The following is a 20164-nucleotide window of genomic DNA, read 5'->3' as shown; positions in this document are numbered from 1 at the left end:
GATTGCGAGCCTTACTCGAGTGGAGGACAACCCGTGACTGCTCTCAAAGCGCCGACTCGCCGAGTCGCGACCGCTCTCGCCCTGGCCGCGGGTGCGGCGCTCACGCTGTCCGCCTGCGGCGCCGGCCAGATCAGCCAGACCGCCACCCAGGTGGCAGCGGTCAACGGCAACAGCGCCGAACTCGGGGACATCGCGCTGCGCAACGTGCACGTGATCTACCCGGACTCCGAGGAGTACAGCCTCGAACCCGGAGGCAAGGCCGCACTCGGCTTCACCGTGGTGAACCTGAGCGAGACCACTCCCGACGAGCTGACGCGTATCACCACCGACTTCGCGTCGTCGACCACCGGCGTGTCCGGTCTGCGCATCGAGCCGCAGGCGTCGATCTCGGCCGGCCTGACCGGCGAGACCCTCGCCGAGGACGCGACCGCCGAGGCCGCAACCGACGAGTCCCCGCGTCCCGCCGAGGCCGCGGAGTCCTCCGATACCCCGTCCGTCGCCCAGGTCGAGCTCACCGGCCTGAAGGAGGGCGTGCGCCCGGGCCTGACCATTCCGGTCACGTTCACCTTCGCCGAGGCCGGCGACGTCACCATGCAGGTCCCGGTCGACGCAGGCACGGACGTCGAGCGCAACGTTTCCGAGAAGTCGCCGGTCGAGGGCGACGGCCACTGACCGGCACCCCGACGCATCCCGGGGCCCGGACCGAGCACTCCGCTCGGTCCGGGCCCCGTTCTCGTGTCGGCCCCCGGTCCTAGGCTGACGCGGTGGCAAAGACGAAGTCGATCTACCGGTGCACCGACTGCGGGCACACCGTCGCGAAGTGGGTGGGCCGCTGCCCCGACTGCGGGACGTGGGGTTCGATGGACGAGGCACCGGCGTTGCCCGCCGCGGTGGCGGCGCGGCCCGGCACCTCGCTCGCCCGCGCCGGGGCCGCCGCACTGCTCCCGACCACCCCCGCCACACCGCTGACCCTCGTCGACAGCAGGACCACCCACGCGAAGCCCACCGGCATCGAGGAACTCGACCGAGTGCTCGGTGGGGGCGTCGTTCCCGGCTCGGTGGTACTGCTCGCCGGGGAACCCGGCGTCGGTAAGTCCACACTTCTGCTCGAGGTGGTCCATCGCTGGGCGCAGCGCGGCAGCGACGACCGGGCCCTCTACGTCACCGGGGAGGAATCCGCGGGCCAGGTGCGCCTGCGCGCCGACCGCACCGGTTCGGTGCACGAACGCGTCTTCCTCGCCGCCGAGTCGGACCTGGCGACCGTCTTCGGTCACATCGAGCAGGTGAAACCGACCCTCCTCGTCGTCGACTCCGTGCAGACGATGCTCGCCGCCGACGTCGACGGCGTGTCCGGCGGCGTCACCCAGGTCCGGGCGGTGACCAGCGCGCTGACCTCGCTCGCGAAAGCCAGCGGTGTCCCGGTGCTGCTCATCGGGCACGTCACCAAGGATGGTGCGGTGGCGGGGCCGCGCTCGCTCGAGCACCTGGTCGACGTGGTTCTGCACTTCGAGGGCGACAAGCACTCCACCCTGCGCATGGTGCGGGGTGTGAAGAACCGCTTCGGCGCCGCCGACGAGGTGGGCTGTTTCGAACTGACCGAGGGCGGCATCGTGGGCGTCAGCGATCCGTCGGGACTGTTCCTGCACCACCGGACCGAGGAGGTGGCGGGGACCGCCGTGACCGTCACCATGGACGGTAAACGGCCCCTGCTCGGCGAACTGCAGGCCCTGGTCGTGCCGACGCAGAACCCTGCACCCCGGCGTGCCGTCAGCGGTCTGGATGCGGCACGGGTCGCGATGGTACTGGCCGTCCTCGAGCGGCGATGCCGGCTGCCGCTGGGCAAGTGCGACGTCTACGCCTCGACCGTCGGCGGCATGCGCATCACCGATCCGGCGGCGGACCTGGCGCTGGCCTTGGCGGTCGCGTCGGCTGCGCGCGAGCGCCCCCTGCCGCCGGGCACGGTGCTGCTCGGCGAGGTCGGCCTCGCCGGCGAGGTCCGCCGGGTCACCGGAGCCGGCCGCCGCATCGCAGAGGCGAGCCGGCTCGGTTTCGGCCGCGCGATCGTGCCGCACGAACTCGCGCAGCCGGGGCGGCGGACGTCGCGGCCCCCGGGCTCCGACGGCGGTCCGATCGAGGTCGGCAACGTCGGTCAGGCCCTGGCCGCGCTGGGACTGTAGTCCTGTCGGAGCCGGATGCGAACATGTGTTCGTGTCCGGTCTCGCGACCATCCTGCATGCCGACCTCGACTCGTTCTACGCCTCGGTCGAACAACGCGACGACCCGCGCCTGCGCGGCCGTCCCGTGATCGTGGGCGGGGGCGGCGTCGTTCTCGCCGCCAGCTACGAGGCGAAAGCCTTCGGCGTCGCGACGGCGATGTCCGGGCGCGGCGCCCGCGCCCTGTGCCCGGCGGCGATCGTCGTTCCTCCCCGCATGCACGCGTACACGCGGGCCAGCCGCGCCGTGTTCGCGGTGTTCGAGCAGACCACGCCACTCGTCGAGGCGCTCTCCATCGACGAAGCCTTCCTCGACGTCGCCGGCCTGTGGCGGATCGACGGCACCCCGGGGGACATCGCCGCCCGGCTGCGGCGCGACGTCGCCGAACAGGTCGGGTTGCCGATCACGGTGGGGGTGGCCCGGACCAAGTTCCTCGCCAAGGTCGCGAGCGGCGTCGCGAAGCCGGACGGGCTGCTGGTGGTGCCACCCGACCGGGAACTCGAGTTCCTGCGTCCGTTACCGGTCGAACGGCTGTGGGGCGTCGGCAGGGTGACCGCCGCGACGCTGCACGCGCACGGCCTCCACCGCGTGGCCGACCTCGCGCGGGAGAGCGAGGTCGAACTCGTCGCGCTGCTCGGCAGGTCGGTGGGACGCCATCTGCATGCGCTGGCGCACGGACACGATCCGCGGCCCGTCCGGCCCCACCGTCGGCGCCGGTCCGTGGGGGCGCAGCACGCCCTCGGCCGGCCCCGCAGCGCCGCCGGACACGATCCCGGGTTGGTCGACGCGACCCTGCGGATGCTGGTGGAACGGGTCACCGGCCGCATGCGTGCGGCCGGGCGTGCCGGCCGCACCGTGGTGCTGCGCCTGCGCTTCGCCGACTACTCCCGGGCGACGCGATCGCACACGCTGCGCGCACCCACGGCCCGCACGGACGTCGTCCTCGGCGCCGCGCGGGAACTGCTCGGCCTCGCGCAGCCACTGGTCTCGGACCGGGGGCTGACCCTGATCGGGGTGGCCGTGTCGAATCTCGACTCCGCGGGCACCGAACAGCTCGAGCTGCCGTTCGACGAACCGGCCCGCGACGGCGCGGCAGCCGGTCACCCGGCCCTCGACCGTCACGCACTGGACGCCGTGCTCGACGATGTGCACGGCCGGTTCGGCACGCGCGCGCTCACCTCGGCCTCGGTGCTCGGCCGGCGGCCGCACCCGGCCGTGCCCCTCCTCCCGGAGTGACCCGGTGTCAGACGGACCGGTGTCAGACGGACTCGGTGTCGGACGGACCCGGTGTCAGACGGACGAGGTGCCGTGCGGCGACACGGGGACCCCGTCGACGAAGTCCTTCGCCCTGTCGAAGTGCTGCGCACCGACGGTGAGGAACAGCCCGCGCGACGTCGCGACGACGACATCCGGATCGGCGAACGGTCCCTCGACGATGCGGGCCTCCGCGCTGGTGTAGACCTTGCGGCGCACGGTGCCGTCGATCCGCGCGCGCAGTTCCAGCACCGACCCGAGCGGGATGGGCGCGGCGAAGTCGATCTGCAGGTGGCCGGTGACGACGGGCCGGCGCAGCACCATGCACGCCATGCCCTGCGCCTCGTCGAACGCCGTCGTCAGGATCCCGCCGTGGATGAAACCGGGACCGCCCTGGTAGCGGTTCGCGACGTCGAGCATGCCGGTGACCTCGAGGCCCTCCCCGAAGGTGAACTGCATCGCCATTCCCGCGGGCTGGTCGTCCCCGCAGCCGAAGCACTTGCTCCAATGAGACGGAATCGGTGCGCCCGCCCCGGGATGGTCGTCGGGAAGCTCGGGAAGGGCGAGGTCGTCGGGCAGGGTCCAGGTACCGCTCATGGGGAAGTAATCTAGTCGGCGGTTCGGTCGGCTCCACCGGGCGGACCGACACGAAGTGACGTTCGCCGCACCGGCCGGACACGGGAAGGAACCATCGATGACCGATGTGGCACCGTCCGTGACGCTGCGCGAGACCATCGCCCGGCTGGCACCCGGCACCGCCCTGCGCGACGGTCTCGAGCGCATCCTGCGCGGCCGCACCGGAGGCCTCATCGTTCTCGGTTTCGACGACGAGGTGGCGGCGCTGTGCGACGGCGGCTTCGAGCTGGACGTGGAGTTCGCTCCCACCCGGCTGCGTGAGCTGTCGAAGATGGACGGCGCGGTCGTGGTGTCCACCGACGGCAGCCGGATCGTGCGGGCCAACGTGCAGCTGGTACCCGATCACCGGATCCCGACCGTCGAATCGGGAACGCGGCACCGCGCCGCGGAGCGCACCGCGATCCAGACCGGCTACCCGGTGGTGTCGGTGAGCCAGTCGATGAGCATCGTGACCGTCTACGTCGACAGTCAGCGGCACGTGATCAACGATTCGGCGACCATTCTCTCGCGCGCCAACCAGGCCGTCGCGACGCTCGAGCGCTACAAGTCGCGGCTGGACGAGGTCACCCGGCAGCTGTCGGTGGTGGAGATCGAGGACTTCGTGACGCTGCGCGATGCGCTCACCGTCGCGCAGCGGCTCGAGATGGTGCGGCGCGTCTCGGTGGAGATCGAACAGGAGGTGCTCCAACTGGGCACCGACGGCCGCCAGCTGGCGCTGCAGCTCGAGGAGCTGGTGGGCGACAACGACCTGGCCCGCCAGCTGATCGTGCGGGACTATCTGGCCGGTTCGGAGGCCCCGCAACTCGTCGCGGTCGAGCAGACCCTGGCCGCGCTGGATCGGCTCACCGACGTCGACCTGCTGGATCTGACGACGTTGGCGCGCGTGTTCGGGTATCCGGGCACGATCGAGGCCCTGGACACCGCGACGAGTCCGCGTGGCTATCGCGTGCTGCATCGCGTGCCGCGGCTGCAGTCCTCGCAGATCCATCGGCTGGTGAGCTCGTTCGGGAGCTTGCAGGGCCTGCTCGCGGCAACGGCGGCGGACCTGCAGTCCGTGGAGGGGATCGGCGGGCTGTGGGCGCGCTCCATCCGCGAAGGCCTGTCGCGTCTGGCGGAGTCGTCGATCAACGGCCCGTACGACTGATCCGCGGCTCGCAGCGGCGCCGGTCGGGCGACGGATCAGGCGATGTTGAACGGCTCGGGGGTGCTGCGCAGGCCGCCGAGCTGGCCGACCACCGTGTACGCGCCGGCCGGAACCCGCTCCCGTGGCGCCTGGCATCCGGGCTCGGAGGTCGTTCCGGACCACTTCACCGCGAAGGCGGCCTGGTCGCCCGGAGCCAGCTTGCGCACATCGGCGGTCGACTCGGGGAAGCAGTCGGTGTTCGACCACAAGCGCCGGCTGCCGTCGAGCGAGTACACCAGCACCTGCTGCAGACCCGCGCCGAGATCACGCTCGCACGCGGTCGTGCCGATGTTCGTGATGACGATCGTGAACTCGGGTTCCTCACCCACCTGGTAGTTGGGCCGGTCCGCGGTCACCCGCACGGCGAGCGCCTGGTCCGGGCACTGCCCGGCGGCGACGGCGGATGCGCTCGCCGCCGCGGAACTCGAGGACGCGGCGGATCCCGACGGCGTGCTCGACTGGGACGACCCCGACTGGGACGACCCCGACTGGGACGACCCCGACTGGGTGCCGCCGGAGGACCCGCCGGGCCCGGCCGCGGCGACACCGTCGGCCGTATCCTCGTCCGTCTCCTCCCCCGTGCTGCTGGTCGGGGTGCGGGTGGTGCTGGTCTCGGACGTCAGGACGCCGGCGGCCGCCGGATCCGGCTCCGGGTCGTCGCCCCCGCCGGTCAGGGACAGGACGAGCCACACGACGAGCGCGAGCACGACCACGCCGACACCCACGGCGAGCGCGCGTCGACGCCAGTAGATCTCGGGGGGCAGCGGCCCGTTCGGTTCAAGCACGTCTCCCACGGTATGTGCCACCGGCGAGGGGCCGCCGCACCGAAGTCGGCGTGTCGCGTCAGTCGACCGTCACACCGATGTCGCCGACGTGTCCCTGCAGCTGGACGTGTCCGTCGGAGAGCTTGTAGGTCACGCCCGCGATGGCGCACTGCCCGTTGGCGATGCGCTCGGCGATGATCTGGGACCGCTGACCGATCAGCTTCGCGGTCTCCACCACATGCCGGCCCTCGAGCTCGTCGACGGTGGACAGCCCGTCGTTGCGACCCATGAGGATCGACGGTGCGACCCGCTCGACGATGTCCCGGATGAACCCCGGAGGAATCCGACCCTCGTCGAGGGCGTCCAGGGTCGCCTTGACCGCGCCGCAGCTGTCGTGTCCGAGCACGATGATCAGCGGCACGTTCAGCACACCCACGGCGTACTCGATCGAACCGAGGACGGCGCTGTCGATCACGTGCCCCGCGGTGCGCACGACGAACATGTCACCGAGGCCCTGGTCGAAGATGATCTCGGCGGCCACCCGGGAGTCACCGCATCCGAAGAGCACGGCGATGGGGTGCTGTCCGTTGACCAGTTCGGCGCGACGGTCGATGCCCTGGCTGGGATGCAGCGGGGTACCACTGACGAAGCGCTGGTTACCCTCGGTCAGGGCCTTCCAGGCGGAGATGGGGTTGGAGTTCGGCATACGGACATTATCCACCCTGGCCTGTGACGCGCCCCGCACGGCCGGGTTACCGCGAGGTCACATCGGTCCGACATTCCGACAGGAGGACGTGAGAGATGCCGGTCGACGCGACCGCCCTGCTGCGGTGGTACGCCGCCGAGGCGAGGGATCTGCCGTGGCGCGAAGACGGGGTGACCGGCTGGCAGATCCTGATGAGTGAGGTGATGCTGCAGCAGACCCCGGTGGTCCGGGTGGCCCCGATCTGGCTGGAGTGGGTGCAGCGCTGGCCGGTGCCGTCGGCGATGGCCGCGTCGAGCCGGGCCGACGTGCTGCGCGCGTGGGGCAAGCTCGGATATCCGCGACGGGCCCTGCGGCTGCACGAGTGCGCCGCCGTCCTGGCCGCCGAGCACGGCGACGAGGTGCCGGCGGACGTGGACGTGCTGCTGACCCTGCCCGGCATCGGCGCCTACACGGCGCGTGCCGTCGCCTGTTTCGCGTACGGCCGGCGGGTCCCGGTGGTGGACACGAACGTCCGCCGGGTCGTCGCACGCGCGGTGCACGGCGCGGCCGAGCCCGGCAATCCCTCGACGACGCGGGACCTGGCCGACGTCGAGGCGCTGCTGCCGCGCACCCGCGAGCGGGCGGCGACGTTCTCCGCAGCCCTGATGGAACTCGGCGCGACGATCTGCACGGCCCGCTCACCCGACTGCGCCCGGTGTCCGCTCCCGCGGTGCGAGTGGGTGGAGGCCGGCCGGCCCGCCCACGACGGCCCGCAGCGACGGGTGCAGAAGTTCACGGGCACCGACCGTCAGGTGCGGGGCAAGCTCATGGCGGTGTTGCGCGAGAGCGACGTCCCCGTCGAGCGGCCGGTGCTGGACCGGGTGTGGCTCGCGGATCCGGGGCAGCGCGACCGGGCGCTGCACTCGCTGCTAGTGGACGGCCTGGTCGAGCAGACCGACGACGGGCGTTTCGCGCTCGCCGGCGAAGGCTGAGCCGCGCTCACTCGTCGAGCGTGTCGAGGAATCGCTCGACCTCGGCGCGGTACTCGCCGGGGCGCTCGTCGTGCACCAGGTGCCCCGCGCCCGGGACCCGGACGTACCGGGACCGGGGGTGCTCGGCGGCCATCCGCCGCATCTGCCCTTCGGGCGTGATGGTGAACTCGCCCTCGACGAGCAGGGCCGGCACCGAGATCGACCGCCACTGGTCCCAGAAGTGCCGGGAGCCCCACTCCTCGGAGATGTCCCTGAAGGTGCCCACCTCCCCGTGCAGGTACCAGCCGTCGGCGCGATGCTCGAAGGAATCGAGGAAGTACCGCCCGGCGACGTCGCCGAAGTAGCCGACGACCGCGTCCTCGTCCGGAAACGGCTGCGGCCACTGCGCGATCATCGCGGCCCAGTCCGCGGCGGTGCGGCCACGGAAGTCGGGGGCCATGTCCTCGACGACGAGGCCGGCCACCCGGTCGGGGTGCGCGGCGGCGAAGCACCACCCGTGCAGCGCGCCCATCGAGTGCCCGATCACCACCAGGGGTTCACCGATGTCGTCCACGTGCGCGGCGAGGTCGGCGACGAACGCCTCGGTGGTGAGCCGGTCCGGGGCGGGACGCCCGTGGCCGGCGGCATCGAAGGTGTGGACGCGACCGTGGCTGCGCAGCCACGGCACGTGCCGTCGCCAGGTGCGGGAGCTGCCCATCAGGCCGTGCAGCAGCAGGATCGGCCGCCCGGAACCACCTTCGTCGTGCAACACAACCGCCAAGGTAGCGGAGTACGCTCGCCGCCATGGCAGTGGTGAAGATCAACGCAATCGAGGTCCCCGAGGGCGCCGGCCCGGAACTGGAGACGCGCTTCGCGCATCGGGCGCACACCGTGGAGAACTCCCCCGGATTCCTCGGATTCCAGCTCCTGCGTCCGGTGCAGGGCGAGTCGCGCTACTTCGTGGTGACCCAGTGGGAGTCGGAGGAGGCGTTCGCGGCCTGGCGGGACGGCCCGGCCCGGCAGGCGCACGCCGGTGAGGCGAAGCGACCGGTCGCATCGGGTGCGTCGTTGCTCGAGTTCGAGGTCGTACTCGACGTCAAAGCCACCGGCGAGGACGCCGCCCGGGACTGAGCGTGCCGACGTGAACGCACAGCGCTCGTTCAACTACCCGCACGTCGGCGCGACCCGCGGCGAGACGCCGGCGGGGTTCCGGCACGCGCACCTGACCTCCCGCCTCGGCTCGGGCGACGTCGCGTTCCGCACCGCCATCCGGGCGCTCGAAAGCTGGAACATGCAGCGGCATGCGGGTTTTCGCGTCGATTCACACACCCCCGCCCCGCGGACGGGACTGGAGGTACGGCTGGATCCCCCTTTCGGTCCGGTGCGCTGGGGGGCGTGGTGCCGGGTGGTCTACGTCGTCGACGAGCCGAACCGTCGCGGCTTCGCCTACGGCACGCTCGAGGGACACCCCATCAGCGGGGAAGAGGCGTTCGTGGTCGAGCGACGACCCGACGGCGTGGTGTTCGGGCACATCACTGCCGTCTCCCGGCCCGGTCGCTGGTTCACCCGCCTCGGTGCACCGGTCCTGCCGCTCGCTCAGCGGTGGATGATGGGCCGTTACCTCGACGCGCTCACCGGCGGCTGAAACAGCGCGAGTGCGCACCTCCCGGCGGTCGTCGCCGCGGGACGTGCGCACTCGCCGGGTCGTTCAGGATTCGAGCGCTGCGTCGAGCGTGATGTCCACCCCGGTCAGGGCCTTGCTGACCGGGCACCCCTCCTTGGCTCCCTGCGCCGCCTTCGCGAACCCGTCGGCGTCGAGACCGTCGACCTCGCCGCGGACCGTCAGCTTGATGCCGGTGAGCCGGAATCCGCCGTTCGGGTCCGGGCCGAGCGAGACGTCGGCCGTGACGTCGAGGCTCTGCGGTGTGCCGCCGGCCTCGGCGATGAGCGCCGAGAGCTGCATCGCGTAGCACGACGAGTGCGCCGCGGCGATGAGTTCCTCCGGGCTGGTGGTGCCGTCGGCGTCGTCCGCCGCCCGCTTGGGGAACGAGACATCGAACGTGGCGCGGCCGGAGCTGGTGAGTTCGACCTGGCCTGCGCCGTCCTGCAGGCCACCGTTCCAGGCTGTGCGAGAGGTACGTGTGGGCATCGATCGGTCCCTTTCGTCGTAGCGTGTCCTCTCCGCCGAACCTACGCCACGTGGCGCGGCGCGGCGCTGCTTCCGCACGGCGGCGAGCCGCCCGGGCAACGGCGGCGAGCCGCCCCTGCAACGGCGGCGAGCCGCCCCTGCAACGGCGGCGAGCGCCCCGACAACAGCGGCGAGGCGCCCCGGCACGCGCCGCACGAACCACAATCTGCACGACGCCGGGCCGCGCCCACTAGGTTCGCGGGTGTGTTCACCCGGCCGACGCTGCGCCGCGAATCGCGACTGTTCGTCGTCGGTTCCGCCCTGTTCGGGGCCGGTGCCGGCGGCGTGCTCGTCCTCCCCGCCGCCACCTCCAATCTGCTCTACTTCGTGGGCTCGTGGTTCTTCACCGCGGCGGCGACGGTGCAACTGCTGCTGACGCACCGCCCGCCGACGGTGACCCGCGTGGACCGGTACGACTGGTGGTCGGCCGCGGTGCAGTGGGTCGGCACCCTCGCATTCAACGTGAGCACGGGATTCGCGCTCGTCGCCGGTCTGACGGCGACCGAGGAGCGGAATCTCGTGTGGCGCCCCGACGCTGTCGGCTCGGTGTGCTTCCTCGTCAGCAGTGCCCTGGGGTGGTGGCCACCACCGACACCGATGCGCTGTGGGATCCGCACGCCCGCAACTGGCGCAGCACCTGGCTGAACATGCTCGGTTCGCTCGCCTTCGGTGCCGCGGCCGTCGGCGCCCACGTCGACCCGGCGGGCGCAACGTTCGCGCCGAGGCTCGCCGACGTCGGCACGTTCGTCGGGGCGCTGTGCTTCCTCGTCGCGGCGCTGTCGATGCGTCCGGCCGACCCGCCGGGCCCGCATCGAACCTGACGTCCCGGGTCTCGGCAGGAGACCGGCGCGGGTGGTCCAATGGAAACGTGGCCACGGGTGGCGACCGGGTGCGGGTCGAGGTGCTCGGCCCGATCCGCGTGCTGGACGGGGATCGTCGGGACATCACTCCCGACGGGCTGCTGCAGCGGCGCCTGCTGGCCCTGCTGGTGCTTCGGCGGGGCCGGGTGGTGCCCGCGCACTCCGCCGTCGACGCCCTGTGGCCGTCCAGGCTGCCGGCGGATCCGGCCGCCGCCCTGCAGAACCACATGTTCCGGCTGCGTCGTGGCCTGCCCCACGGCCTGATCGAGTCCGTCGGTGAGGGCTATCGGCTCGATCCGGCCCGCGTGGAGGTCGACGCCGACCGCCTCGTCGCGGTCTCGACGGGGGGAACGACCGATGCAGCCGAGATCGAGGCCGTGCTCGCGCGCTGGCAGGGTCCCGCCTACCCGGAGCTCGACGACGTGGACGAGGCCCGCGTGGAGGCGACGCGGCTGGAGGAACTGCGGTTCCGGGCCCGCGAGGTGCGGGCCGAGGCGCGGCTCGCGCGGGGCGACACCGACGGCCTCGTTGCCGAACTGGCCGCACTGGCCGACGCGCAGCCGTCGAGGGAACGACCGCGTGGGCTTCTGATGACGGCGCTCGCGGCAACGGGACGCCGGGCCGAGGCGCTGCGCGTCTACGACGATTTCCGGCGGCTGATCGGCGACGAGCTGGGCATCGAGCCGTCGCCGGCACTGGCGGCCCACCACACGGAACTGCTCGCCGGTGCCACCGATCGGGTGTGGGCTCCGGTGGGCAGGCTGCCGGTTCCGGCGACGTCACTCGTCGGCCGGGACGCCCTCGCTGCGGAGGTGACCGGGCTGACGGAGTCGGGGCGACTGGTGACCCTGGTCGGCCCGGGTGGGGTGGGCAAGACCCGGCTGCTCCTCGAAACCGGGCACCGGCTCCGCGCCGCCCGCCCGGACCGTCCGGTGGTGCTGTGCGAGCTGGCCACCGCCGAGCCGGACTCCGCGGTCGATGTGGTCGCCGCCGCCCTGCGGATCGACGCCCGGCCCGGCACCGCACTCGCCGAGCGGGTGGCCGACGTGCTGGGCGAGACCGAGATCGTGCTGTTGCTCGACAACTGCGAGCACGTGCTCGAGCCGATCGCCGCCTTCGTCGAACGCCTGCTCGGCACATGTGCGCACGTGCGGGTCGTGGCGACGAGCCGGGAACGGCTCCGCGTCGTGGGCGAGCACGTCCGCAGGGTGCCGCCGCTGTCGTACGACGGCGAGGACGCCCCGGCCGTGCGGCTGTTCGAGGAGCGGGCGCGAGCCGTCGTCCCCGGCTTCGAGCCGGACGGGAGGGAACGTGCCTGCATCGCCGAGATCGTGCGACGCCTGGACGGGTTGCCGCTGGCGATCGAGCTGGCGGCGGCGTGCCTACACACCCACGAGGTCGCGGAGGTCGCGGCGGGCCTGGACCACCGCTTCGAGCTGCTGGCGTCGGGGTACCGCACGACCCCACGGCACGCGTCGCTGGCCGCGGCCGTGTCGTGGTCGTTCGGGCTGCTCCCGGAGGATCTGCGGCGGACCTTCGCGGACCTGTCGGTGTTCGCGGGCTCGTTCGACGCGGCCGACGCCGCGGCGGTCTGCGGCACGGATCCCGGGACGACCGTCGCGGCGTTGACGCACCTCGTGGAGCGTTCGCTGGTGATGCGGATGCCCGGTCGCCGGTACATGCTGCTCGAGACGTTGCGGGCGTTCGGCGCCGAACAGCTCGTCCGTGCGGGCCGAGCCGACACGGTCGCGGAGCGGCACGCCCGGCACCTCGTCGACTGGGTCGACCGTGCGGATTCCCGACTGCTGCAGCCGGGTGAGCCGGTCCTGTCGCAGATCGACGCCGCCGTACCGGAGTTGCGCAGTGCGCTCGGCTGGATGCTCGACCACGACGAGATCGCCCCGGCGGGCCGACTCGTCAACGCCCTGCTGGACTACGGAATCTTCCGGTTGCGACCGGACGTACTGAACTGGGCACGGATGGTGATCGCCGCCGACGCGGAGGGACGGAGCCCGTTCGCCGCGCGCGTGCAGGTGGTGGCCGCCTACGCGGCGTGGATGTCCGGCGACGTGACCGAGACCGGCCGGCTCAGTGTCGCTGCGCTGCGTGCGGTGGAGCGGGTGAAGACCGAGCCGGCGGCCGAAGCACTGACCGTCCGCGGGAGCTACGAGTTGTTCGAAGGTCACCTGGACGCGGCCGCCGCCTGGTACCGGCGGGCCGCCGCGGCAGCCGTGCACGACCCGGCGCAGCGCCTCATGGCACGTGCCAGCGAGCTGCTGCCGCTGGGCTATGCGGGCGCACCGGCCGCCGTCGGGCTGGCCGCGGCACTCCTCACCGAGATCGGCGATGCACGCACACCGCACGCGGCGTACGTCTGGCACTGCGCCGGGGAGGCGGACCTGGCGGTCGACGTCGAACGGGCCCGCGCCCGCTTCGCACGGGCACTGGAGATCGCGGAGCAGACGAACGCCTCGTTCGTCACCGGCCTCGCCGGTGCGTCGAAGGCGTCCATCGACGCCCGGATCGGTGACCCCGTGGCGGCCGCCGCCGAGTACCGGCGGCTGATCCCGCACTGGCGGCGGGCCGGGATGTGGTCGACGCAGTGGACGATGCTGCGCTCGATCGCCGGACTTCTCGAACGCCTGGGCCGCTACCGGGACGCCGCGGTGCTCGAGGGGGCCGTGCGTACGACAGCGGCCGGTCACCGCATCTTCGGTGCCGACGAGGTGGCTCTGGACGATCTCGGCGTGCGGTTGCGCACCGAGCTCGGCGACGACGAGTACGAGGCGGCGCGGCGGCGCGGGGCGCTGCTCGACGGCGAGGCCGCCGCCGAGCATGCGCTCCGCGCCCTGTGACCGCGGGGGACCCGGGACCTCACCATCGGGGCTGTTCGCCGAGGATGCCGAGCAACGACTTGCCGACGAGTTCGTGGGTGAGCGCGTCGTTCCCGGGGTGGAATCCCCCGCACCGCACGTCGCGGTAGAGGCGTTCGAGCTCGTTCCCGGTGAACATGCCGGCGCCGCCGGCCACGTCGAGGGCGATGTCGACGACCCGTTTGGCCGCCTCCACCGCTCGCCACTTCATCGCGTACACCTTGGGAACCCATTCGTCGCCGTGGTCCGCGCCCGCCACCCGGTCCGCGACGAACCGGTCGAGCGTCGCCGAGGCGGCGTCCAGCTCGAGATACATCTGTGCAACCTGATGCTGCACGAACGGGTTGTAGGCGTATGCGCCCCGCTCGATCGCCACCGAGGTCTTGCGGCGGGCGCTGCGGACAGCGAGTTCGAGGGCGCGGTCGGCGATCCCCAGATACACCGCCGCCATGAGCGCAAGCGGCCACATCGTCATCGCCACGAGAAACGGATCGCTGCCGTCGCCCGCGGGAACCACCCGCCCGATGCGGTCGTCGGGCACGAAGACGTCGTCGAGGACCGTGTCGTGGCTCTGCGTCGGCCGCATGCCGAGGGTGTCCCACGTCGGCACGACGTTCACCCCCGCGCTGCCTCGCTCGACGAACGCGTGCACGATGTGCGGCCCGCCGGCCGCGTCCGCGTCGACGGCATGCGCGCCGAGCCACCGCCACGCGGGACCGTTGGAGCCGAACTGTTTGCGGCCGGTCAGGCGGTAGCCGCCCGCCACGCGCTGCGCCCGGCACGTCGACAGGAGCACCGGGATGTCGTTGCCCGTCTCGGCGTGGCCGGCAGCGAACACGTCGCCGGCCACCGCGGCCTCCGAAATCCAGCGGAGCGACGTGTCGCCCGTGCGTTCCAGTTCGGTCGCGATCCCGATCCAGTACGAGTGCATCGTCATCGCGAGCGCAGTGGCCGGGGCATAGCGCGCGAGGCGCCGCTGACTCGCGGCCAGCCGGGCCAGATCGAGACCCCATCCCCCGTAGCGGACGGGTACGGCGGCGGCGAGGTAGCCGGCCGCTCGCAGTTCCGCGAGGTCCTCGTCGAAGTAGGAGTTGGACCGGTCGAGTTCGCCGGCACGGGAGCGGAACCGCTCCAGCATCTCTGTCGGCAGCTCGGCCGCCCCGTTGCGGGTCGAGTTCATGGTGAGTGTGGTGTCCATGACCACGACGATGCGCCGGTCCGCTCCCGCCGCGCTCCCACCGGATCACACCGCCGTGAGAGCACGTGGGGGCGCCGTGGGAGTCCTCTCCCGCACCGTGACAAGCATGAACGCGACGACCTCCCGGCTCGGGACGATCCTGTCGATCTGGGCCCACCCCGACGACGAGACCTATCTCGCGGCGGGGATCATGGCCGCCGCCCGCGACGCCGGCCGGCGCGTCGTGTGCGCATCGGCCAGCGCCGGCGAGCACGGAACCGCAGATCCTCGCTCGTGGCCGCCGGAACGCCTGGGCCGGGTCCGCCGCTGGGAGGCAGCCGCCGCCATGGCCGTGCTCGGCGTCGAGGAGCACCACGTCCTCGGCCTGCCGGACGGCGCCCTCACCGATCACGACGACGCCGGTCTCTCGTGGGCCGGCCGGCTCCTCGACGACCTCCGCCCCGACACGATCCTGACCTTCGGTGCCGACGGAATGACCTACCACCCGGATCACAACGCCGTGCATCGCTGGGTCACCCGCGCCTGGCGTGACCGCGGCGGCCGGTCCCGGTTGCTGTACGCCACGCCGACCGTGGAGCATCTCGACCGGTTCCGGGACCTCTACGAGGAATGGGGCATGTACATGAGCGACGAGCGCCCCACCGGCATTCCCGAAGAGCAGCTCGCGGTCCACGTCCGGCTGCAGGGACCCGAGCTCGACCGCAAACTCACCGCACTGCGGGCCATTGCCACCCAGACCGGCGACCTCGTCGCGCGGATCGATCCCGCGATCTACGCGGCCCAGATCGCGGAGGAGGCGTTCGTCGACGCTCTCCGCGTCCCCGACCACGACGAGGCAACGACAGGCACGGCGAGGACAGGCACGGCGAGGACAGGCACGGCGGCGGCGGCGTGAGAGGCAGGGCTACCGGTGCCGCTCGGCGAGGTGCTCCGCCGCCGACCGGACCTGTTCCCGGAGCTCGGGCGGTCCGAGCAGCTCGGCGTCGTCCCCCAGCTGCCACATCGCGGCCCCGGCGTGGCCGGCCCCACCGAACTCCACCTCGGTCTCCCACCACCCGTCGCCCGTGGGCCGCTGCGTGACGATGCGGATCGCGATCACCGCGAGGTCGTCCCGGCGCCGGTCCCGGATCTTCACCGCGGCGGTGACCGTGCCCAGGCCGGCCCGGAACTCGGCGCGGTGCCGGCGCCAGATCCGGGCGAGATCGACGTCGGGCGGGCGGTGCGCCGCGGTGTCGAGCAGTTGCACCCGTTCCATCCGGGAGAGGCGGTAGGTGCGTTCGGCGCCGCGATGCAGGGCTACGAGGTACCAGCGGCCCGCCGCGCTGACCAACCCGAGCGGATCGACGGTCCGCCACCGCGTCTCGGCGCCACGGGAACGGTAGTGGATGCGCAGACGACGATCGGTGAAGACGGCCTGCTGGACGACGCCGAGGTGCTCGTCCCGCCGGTGGTCGACCACCCACCCGGACGAGCTGACGACGATCCGCTCCCCGACGCGCGCCGCGGCGGTGCGCTGCGCCTCGGGCAGCGCGACGGTCACCTTCCGCATCGCCGAGGCGAACGCGGGCGCCATGCCGAGCGAGTCGGGCGTGGCCGAGGCGCTCGCCGCGAGCAGGGCGGTCGCCTCGTCGACGGTCAGACCGGTCAGGTCGGTGGTGAAGCCGGGCAGCAACGAGAACCCGCCGGCGCGTCCGCGTTCGGCGTAGACGGGGATGCCTGCCGTGGACAACGCCTCGACGTCGCGCAGCACGGTGCGCACCGAAACCTCGAGTTCCCGGGCGATTGCGGGCGCGGTCATCCGGCCGCGGTGCCGCAGCAGCAGGACGAGGGACAGCAACCGATCCGCGCGCATGCCGGCACTCTCGCAGAGATACCTGACAGGAGATGTCGTGTTTGGAAGGAAGCATCGTGTCCGCCGACATCGACACACCACCGGGAGGCCCGACATGAGCACCGTCACCGATCCCCGTCCCCTCTACCGTGACGCCCTGGCATGGGTGGACACGCTGTTCGCGCAAGTGCGCCCCGAGCAGATGACCGACCCGACTCCCTGCCCGCAGTTCGACGTGCGTGCCCTGCTCGGCCACCTCGTCGCGACCGTGGACAGGGGGCGGGTGATCGGCAGCGGCGGCGACCCGTTGAGCATCCCGGAATTCCTCACCGGTGTCCCCGACGACGCGTGGCGGGCCGAGCTCGAACGGGCGCAGGCCCACTACCGGAAGGTGTGGAGCGACGACGACGTGCTCGACCGGTCCGTCGTCGCGCCGTGGGGAACGGTACCCGGACGCGCCGCGGTGCTGAGCAACCTCAACGAGGCCCTCGTGCACGGATGGGACCTCTCCGCCGCCACCGGTCTGCAGACCGAGCCCGACGCGGCGCTCGTGGAGGCCGCGTTCGCCGTCGCGCGCCGCAGCATTCCCGCAGCCCGGCGCGGCGGACGGGTGCCCTTCGGCACGGTCGTCGAGTCCGCACCGGATGCGAGCCCCCTCGAACGGCTCGCGAACTGGTCCGGGCGGGAGACCGCCGCGTGGCGGCGCTGATCCGGACACACCGACGCCGACGGGCGGCACCCGCAGAGGGTGCCGCCCGTCGGCGTTCGTTACAGCAGGACTACTCGGCGTCCTTGGCCAGGGCCACCGCCGGGGTGTCGGGCACCGCAGCCGGCTTCTCGCTCGGGGTGAAGGTGAACTTCGCGTTCTCGCCGGCACCCTCGCCGTCCCAGCCTTCGACGTCGACCAGGACGATCTGGCCGGGGCCGATCTCGTTGAAGAGAATCTTCTCCGAGAGCTGGTCCTCGATCTCGCGCTGGATCGTGCGACGCAGCGGCCGGGCGCCGAGGACCGGGTCGAAGCCGCGCTTGGCGAGCAGCGACTTCGCCTTCTCGGTGAGCTCGATGCCCATGTCCTTGTTCTTCAGCTGCACCTCGACACGACCGATCATCAGGTCCACCATCTCGATGATCTGCTCCTGGGTGAGCTGGTGGAAGACGATGATGTCGTCGATGCGGTTGAGGAACTCGGGCCGGAAGTGCTTCTTGAGCTCGTCGTTCACCTTGAGCTTCATCCGCTCGTAGTTCGACTCGGCGCCGGTGCCCTTGGTGAAGCCCAGGCCCACCGCCTTCGAGATGTCGGCGGTACCGAGGTTCGAGGTGAAGATCAGCACGGTGTTCTTGAAGTCGACCGTGCGTCCCTGGCCGTCGGTGAGGCGGCCGTCCTCGAGGACCTGCAGGAGGGTGTTGTAGATCTCCTGGTGGGCCTTCTCGATCTCGTCGAACAGAACCACGGAGAACGGCTTGCGGCGCACCTTCTCGGTGAGCTGGCCGCCCTCTTCGTAGCCGACGTAGCCCGGAGGGGCACCGAACAGGCGCGACGCGGTGAACCGGTCGTGGAACTCGCCCATGTCGATCTGGATGAGCGCGTCGTCCTCGCCGAACAGGAAGTTCGCGAGCGCCTTCGACAGCTCGGTCTTACCGACGCCGGACGGGCCGGCGAAGATGAACGAACCGGCGGGACGCTTCGGGTCCTTCAGGCCGGCGCGGGTACGCCGGATCGCCTTGGCGACGGCCTTGACGGCGTCCTCCTGGCCGATGATCCGCTTGTGCAGCTCGTCCTCCATGCGGAGCAGACGGGTGGTCTCCTCCTCGGTGAGCTTGAACACCGGGATGCCGGTCCAGTTGGCGAGAACCTCGGCGATCTGCTCCTCGTCGACCTCGGCGATGACGTCGAGATCACCGGCGCGCCACTGCTTCTCGCGCTCGGCACGCTGCGCGACGAGCTGCTTCTCCTTGTCGCGCAGGTTCGCGGCCTTCTCGAAGTCCTGCGCGTCGATCGCGGACTCCTTCTCCCGGCGCGCGTCGGCGATCTTGTCGTCGAACTCGCGCAGGTCCGGCGGCGCGGTCATCCGGCGGATGCGCATGCGCGCACCGGCCTCGTCGATGAGGTCGATCGCCTTGTCCGGCAGGAAGCGGTCGTTGATGTAGCGGTCCGCGAGGCTCGCCGCGGCGACCAGCGCCTTGTCGGTGATGGACACGCGGTGGTGCGCCTCGTACCGGTCGCGCAGACCCTTGAGGATCTCGATGGTGTGCTCGACCGTGGGCTCGCCGACCTGCACCGGCTGGAACCGGCGCTCGAGCGCGGCGTCCTTCTCGATGTACTTGCGGTACTCGTCGAGGGTGGTGGCACCGATGGTCTGCAGCTCGCCGCGCGCCAGCTTCGGCTTCAGGATCGACGCCGCGTCGATGGCGCCCTCGGCGGCACCCGCACCGACCAGCGTGTGCAGCTCGTCGATGAACAGGATGATGTCGCCGCGGCTGTTGATCTCCTTGAGGACCTTCTTCAGGCGTTCCTCGAAGTCACCGCGGTAACGGCTGCCCGCGACGAGCGAGCCGAGGTCGAGGGTGTAGAGCTGCTTGTCCTTGAGGGTCTCGGGGACCTCACCGTTGACGATGGCCTGCGCCAGGCCCTCGACGACGGCGGTCTTGCCGACGCCCGGCTCGCCGATGAGCACCGGGTTGTTCTTGGTGCGACGGCTCAGGACCTGCATCACGCGCTCGATTTCCTTCGCGCGTCCGATGACGGGGTCGAGCTTGCCTTCGAGCGCGGCCTGCGTGAGGTTGCGGCCGAACTGATCGAGCACCAGCGACGTCGACGGGGTGCCGGCCTCGCCACGGCTGGTGCCGGATTCCTGGGGCTCCTTGCCCTGGTATCCGGAGAGCAGCTGGATGACCTGCTGACGGACCCGGTTCAGGTCGGCGCCGAGCTTGACGAGCACCTGCGCCGCGACGCCCTCACCCTCGCGGATGAGGCCGAGCAGGATGTGCTCGGTACCGATGTAGTTGTGTCCGAGCTGCAGCGCCTCACGCAGGCTGAGCTCGAGCACCTTCTTGGCACGGGGCGTGAACGGGATGTGACCCGAGGGGGCCTGCTGTCCCTGGCCGATGATCTCCTCGACCTGGCTGCGGACGCCTTCGAGGGAGATCCCCAAAGATTCGAGCGACTTGGCCGCTACGCCCTCGCCTTCGTGAATGAGGCCCAGGAGAATGTGCTCCGTGCCGATGTAGTTGTGGTTGAGCATCCTGGCCTCTTCCTGAGCCAGGACGACGACGCGCCGCGCGCGATCGGTGAACCTTTCGAACATCGCACTCCCTCACACTCTCCGGCCGACAGGTCCGGTACGCGGATCGTTCCGGACCCGGCTGCCGCGTTTCGCTCCGGCACTCGAGTCGTCGAGTGGAACCAGGTTCCACGACCCCACTCGACACTCTAGTTGCCGCCGTTTCGAGGCGCTGCCCCTCCACCCGATCGGCACCGGCGGCAACTCCGGCTACGAGGGGTAACGC

The 20164-nt window shown here is 71.6% G+C and carries 18 protein-coding genes and 1 pseudogene; 11 read left to right on the top strand and 8 right to left on the bottom strand.

Annotated features, from left to right (window positions below; all coding sequences use genetic code 11):
- The first annotated feature begins 33 nt into the window (after positions 1–33).
- From QNA09_RS01105 to dinB, 3 genes are all read left to right on the top strand, one after another.
- On the top strand, positions 34–672 hold the full coding sequence (locus QNA09_RS01105; RefSeq protein WP_010594583.1) for a hypothetical protein: 639 nt from the start codon (positions 34–36) through the stop codon (positions 670–672).
- A gap of 92 nt (positions 673–764) precedes the next feature.
- Complete coding sequence (gene radA / locus QNA09_RS01100) at positions 765–2177, top strand: DNA repair protein RadA (RefSeq protein WP_010594584.1); 1413 nt, start codon at positions 765–767, stop codon at positions 2175–2177.
- A gap of 25 nt (positions 2178–2202) precedes the next feature.
- Positions 2203–3450 (top strand): DNA polymerase IV, encoded by a 1248-nt coding sequence (gene dinB / locus QNA09_RS01095; RefSeq protein ID WP_010594585.1) that lies wholly within the window; start codon positions 2203–2205, stop codon positions 3448–3450.
- Between the two features lie 54 nt (positions 3451–3504).
- Here dinB and QNA09_RS01090 read toward each other — a convergent pair whose 3' ends face one another.
- The gene (locus QNA09_RS01090) at positions 3505–4065 is read right to left on the bottom strand and encodes a PaaI family thioesterase (protein ID WP_010594586.1); all 561 of its coding nucleotides are present in this window, start codon (positions 4063–4065) and stop codon (positions 3505–3507) included.
- Positions 4066–4162: 97 nt separating this feature from the next.
- On the opposite strand from QNA09_RS01090, the gene disA reads away from it, so the two are divergent.
- The gene (gene disA / locus QNA09_RS01085; RefSeq protein ID WP_010594587.1) at positions 4163–5248 is read left to right on the top strand and encodes a DNA integrity scanning diadenylate cyclase DisA; all 1086 of its coding nucleotides are present in this window, start codon (positions 4163–4165) and stop codon (positions 5246–5248) included.
- A 35-nt stretch (positions 5249–5283) separates the two neighbouring features.
- On the opposite strand, the gene QNA09_RS01080 is transcribed toward disA, so the two are convergent.
- Together QNA09_RS01080 and QNA09_RS01075 are read right to left on the bottom strand one after the other, a co-directional pair.
- Positions 5284–6072: a hypothetical protein gene (locus tag QNA09_RS01080; protein ID WP_119699368.1), complete on the bottom strand. Its 789-nt coding sequence runs from the start codon at positions 6070–6072 to the stop codon at positions 5284–5286.
- 58 nt (positions 6073–6130) lie between these two features.
- Entirely contained in the window at positions 6131–6757 is a 627-nt protein-coding gene (locus QNA09_RS01075; protein WP_010594589.1) for a carbonic anhydrase, read from the bottom strand.
- A gap of 95 nt (positions 6758–6852) precedes the next feature.
- Between QNA09_RS01075 and QNA09_RS01070 the strand changes: the two genes are divergently transcribed.
- Positions 6853–7728 (top strand): A/G-specific adenine glycosylase, encoded by an 876-nt coding sequence (locus QNA09_RS01070; RefSeq protein WP_010594590.1) that lies wholly within the window; start codon positions 6853–6855, stop codon positions 7726–7728.
- A gap of 7 nt (positions 7729–7735) precedes the next feature.
- Here QNA09_RS01070 and QNA09_RS01065 read toward each other — a convergent pair whose 3' ends face one another.
- A complete protein-coding gene (locus QNA09_RS01065; RefSeq protein WP_010594591.1) occupies positions 7736–8479 on the bottom strand; it encodes an alpha/beta fold hydrolase in 744 nt (247 codons plus the stop codon).
- A 32-nt stretch (positions 8480–8511) separates the two neighbouring features.
- On the opposite strand from QNA09_RS01065, the gene QNA09_RS01060 reads away from it, so the two are divergent.
- Both QNA09_RS01060 and QNA09_RS01055 read left to right on the top strand, forming a co-directional pair.
- Positions 8512–8838, top strand: a complete 327-nt coding sequence (locus QNA09_RS01060) for an antibiotic biosynthesis monooxygenase (RefSeq protein ID WP_010594592.1) — start codon at positions 8512–8514, stop codon at positions 8836–8838.
- A gap of 10 nt (positions 8839–8848) precedes the next feature.
- Positions 8849–9352, top strand: coding sequence for a DUF1990 family protein (locus tag QNA09_RS01055; RefSeq protein WP_048773411.1), 504 nt, complete (start codon positions 8849–8851; stop codon positions 9350–9352).
- Between the two features lie 63 nt (positions 9353–9415).
- On the opposite strand, the gene QNA09_RS01050 is transcribed toward QNA09_RS01055, so the two are convergent.
- Positions 9416–9856, bottom strand: coding sequence for an OsmC family protein (locus tag QNA09_RS01050; protein WP_010594594.1), 441 nt, complete (start codon positions 9854–9856; stop codon positions 9416–9418).
- Between the two features lie 243 nt (positions 9857–10099).
- Between QNA09_RS01050 and QNA09_RS01045 the strand changes: the two are divergent.
- Together QNA09_RS01045 and QNA09_RS01040 are read left to right on the top strand one after the other, a co-directional pair.
- Positions 10100–10716, top strand: a pseudogene (locus QNA09_RS01045) (hypothetical protein).
- 47 nt (positions 10717–10763) lie between these two features.
- Positions 10764–13610, top strand: a complete 2847-nt coding sequence (locus QNA09_RS01040; protein WP_119699367.1) for a BTAD domain-containing putative transcriptional regulator — start codon at positions 10764–10766, stop codon at positions 13608–13610.
- 19 nt (positions 13611–13629) lie between these two features.
- On the opposite strand, the gene QNA09_RS01035 is transcribed toward QNA09_RS01040, so the two are convergent.
- Positions 13630–14826, bottom strand: a complete 1197-nt coding sequence (locus tag QNA09_RS01035) for an acyl-CoA dehydrogenase family protein (protein WP_119699366.1) — start codon at positions 14824–14826, stop codon at positions 13630–13632.
- Between the two features lie 106 nt (positions 14827–14932).
- On the opposite strand from QNA09_RS01035, the gene QNA09_RS01030 reads away from it, so the two are divergent.
- Positions 14933–15721 carry a PIG-L deacetylase family protein gene (locus tag QNA09_RS01030; protein ID WP_308072166.1) on the top strand — a complete coding sequence of 263 codons (789 nt, stop codon included), beginning with the start codon at positions 14933–14935 and terminating at the stop codon, positions 15719–15721.
- Between the two features lie 9 nt (positions 15722–15730).
- Here the strand turns inward: QNA09_RS01030 and QNA09_RS01025 are convergent, their stop codons facing one another.
- Complete coding sequence (locus QNA09_RS01025) at positions 15731–16678, bottom strand: YafY family protein (protein WP_010594600.1); 948 nt, start codon at positions 16676–16678, stop codon at positions 15731–15733.
- A 94-nt stretch (positions 16679–16772) separates the two neighbouring features.
- Here QNA09_RS01025 and QNA09_RS01020 point away from each other — a divergent pair, with 94 nt between their 5' ends.
- Positions 16773–17366 (top strand): TIGR03086 family metal-binding protein, encoded by a 594-nt coding sequence (locus tag QNA09_RS01020; RefSeq protein WP_010594601.1) that lies wholly within the window; start codon positions 16773–16775, stop codon positions 17364–17366.
- Positions 17367–17436: 70 nt separating this feature from the next.
- On the opposite strand, the gene QNA09_RS01015 is transcribed toward QNA09_RS01020, so the two are convergent.
- Positions 17437–19962 (bottom strand): ATP-dependent Clp protease ATP-binding subunit, encoded by a 2526-nt coding sequence (locus QNA09_RS01015; protein WP_010594602.1) that lies wholly within the window; start codon positions 19960–19962, stop codon positions 17437–17439.
- Between the last annotated feature and the right edge of the window lie 202 nt (positions 19963–20164).

The organism is Rhodococcus sp. AH-ZY2 (assembly GCF_030916465.1).
Classification (GTDB): Bacteria; Actinomycetota; Actinomycetes; order Mycobacteriales; family Mycobacteriaceae; genus Rhodococcus; species Rhodococcus ruber.
This window is presented reverse-complemented; position numbering and strand designations above follow the sequence as displayed.

Excerpts from the sequence above, each read along its gene's own strand:
- QNA09_RS01075 (WP_010594589.1), bottom strand. The coding sequence starts at position 6,757 with ATGCCGAACTCCAACCCCATCTCCGCCTGGAAGGCCCTGACCGAGGGT.
- QNA09_RS01070 (WP_010594590.1), top strand. The coding sequence starts at position 6,853 with ATGCCGGTCGACGCGACCGCCCTGCTGCGGTGGTACGCCGCCGAGGCG.
- QNA09_RS01020 (WP_010594601.1), top strand. The coding sequence starts at position 16,773 with ATGAGCACCGTCACCGATCCCCGTCCCCTCTACCGTGACGCCCTGGCA.
- QNA09_RS01050 (WP_010594594.1), bottom strand. The coding sequence starts at position 9,856 with ATGCCCACACGTACCTCTCGCACAGCCTGGAACGGTGGCCTGCAGGAC.
- QNA09_RS01090 (WP_010594586.1), bottom strand. The coding sequence starts at position 4,065 with ATGAGCGGTACCTGGACCCTGCCCGACGACCTCGCCCTTCCCGAGCTT.
- QNA09_RS01060 (WP_010594592.1), top strand. The coding sequence starts at position 8,512 with ATGGCAGTGGTGAAGATCAACGCAATCGAGGTCCCCGAGGGCGCCGGC.
- QNA09_RS01035 (WP_119699366.1), bottom strand. The coding sequence starts at position 14,826 with ATGGACACCACACTCACCATGAACTCGACCCGCAACGGGGCGGCCGAG.
- QNA09_RS01025 (WP_010594600.1), bottom strand. The coding sequence starts at position 16,678 with ATGCGCGCGGATCGGTTGCTGTCCCTCGTCCTGCTGCTGCGGCACCGC.
- QNA09_RS01015 (WP_010594602.1), bottom strand. The coding sequence starts at position 19,962 with ATGTTCGAAAGGTTCACCGATCGCGCGCGGCGCGTCGTCGTCCTGGCT.
- QNA09_RS01030 (WP_308072166.1), top strand. The coding sequence starts at position 14,933 with ATGAACGCGACGACCTCCCGGCTCGGGACGATCCTGTCGATCTGGGCC.
- disA (WP_010594587.1), top strand. The coding sequence starts at position 4,163 with ATGACCGATGTGGCACCGTCCGTGACGCTGCGCGAGACCATCGCCCGG.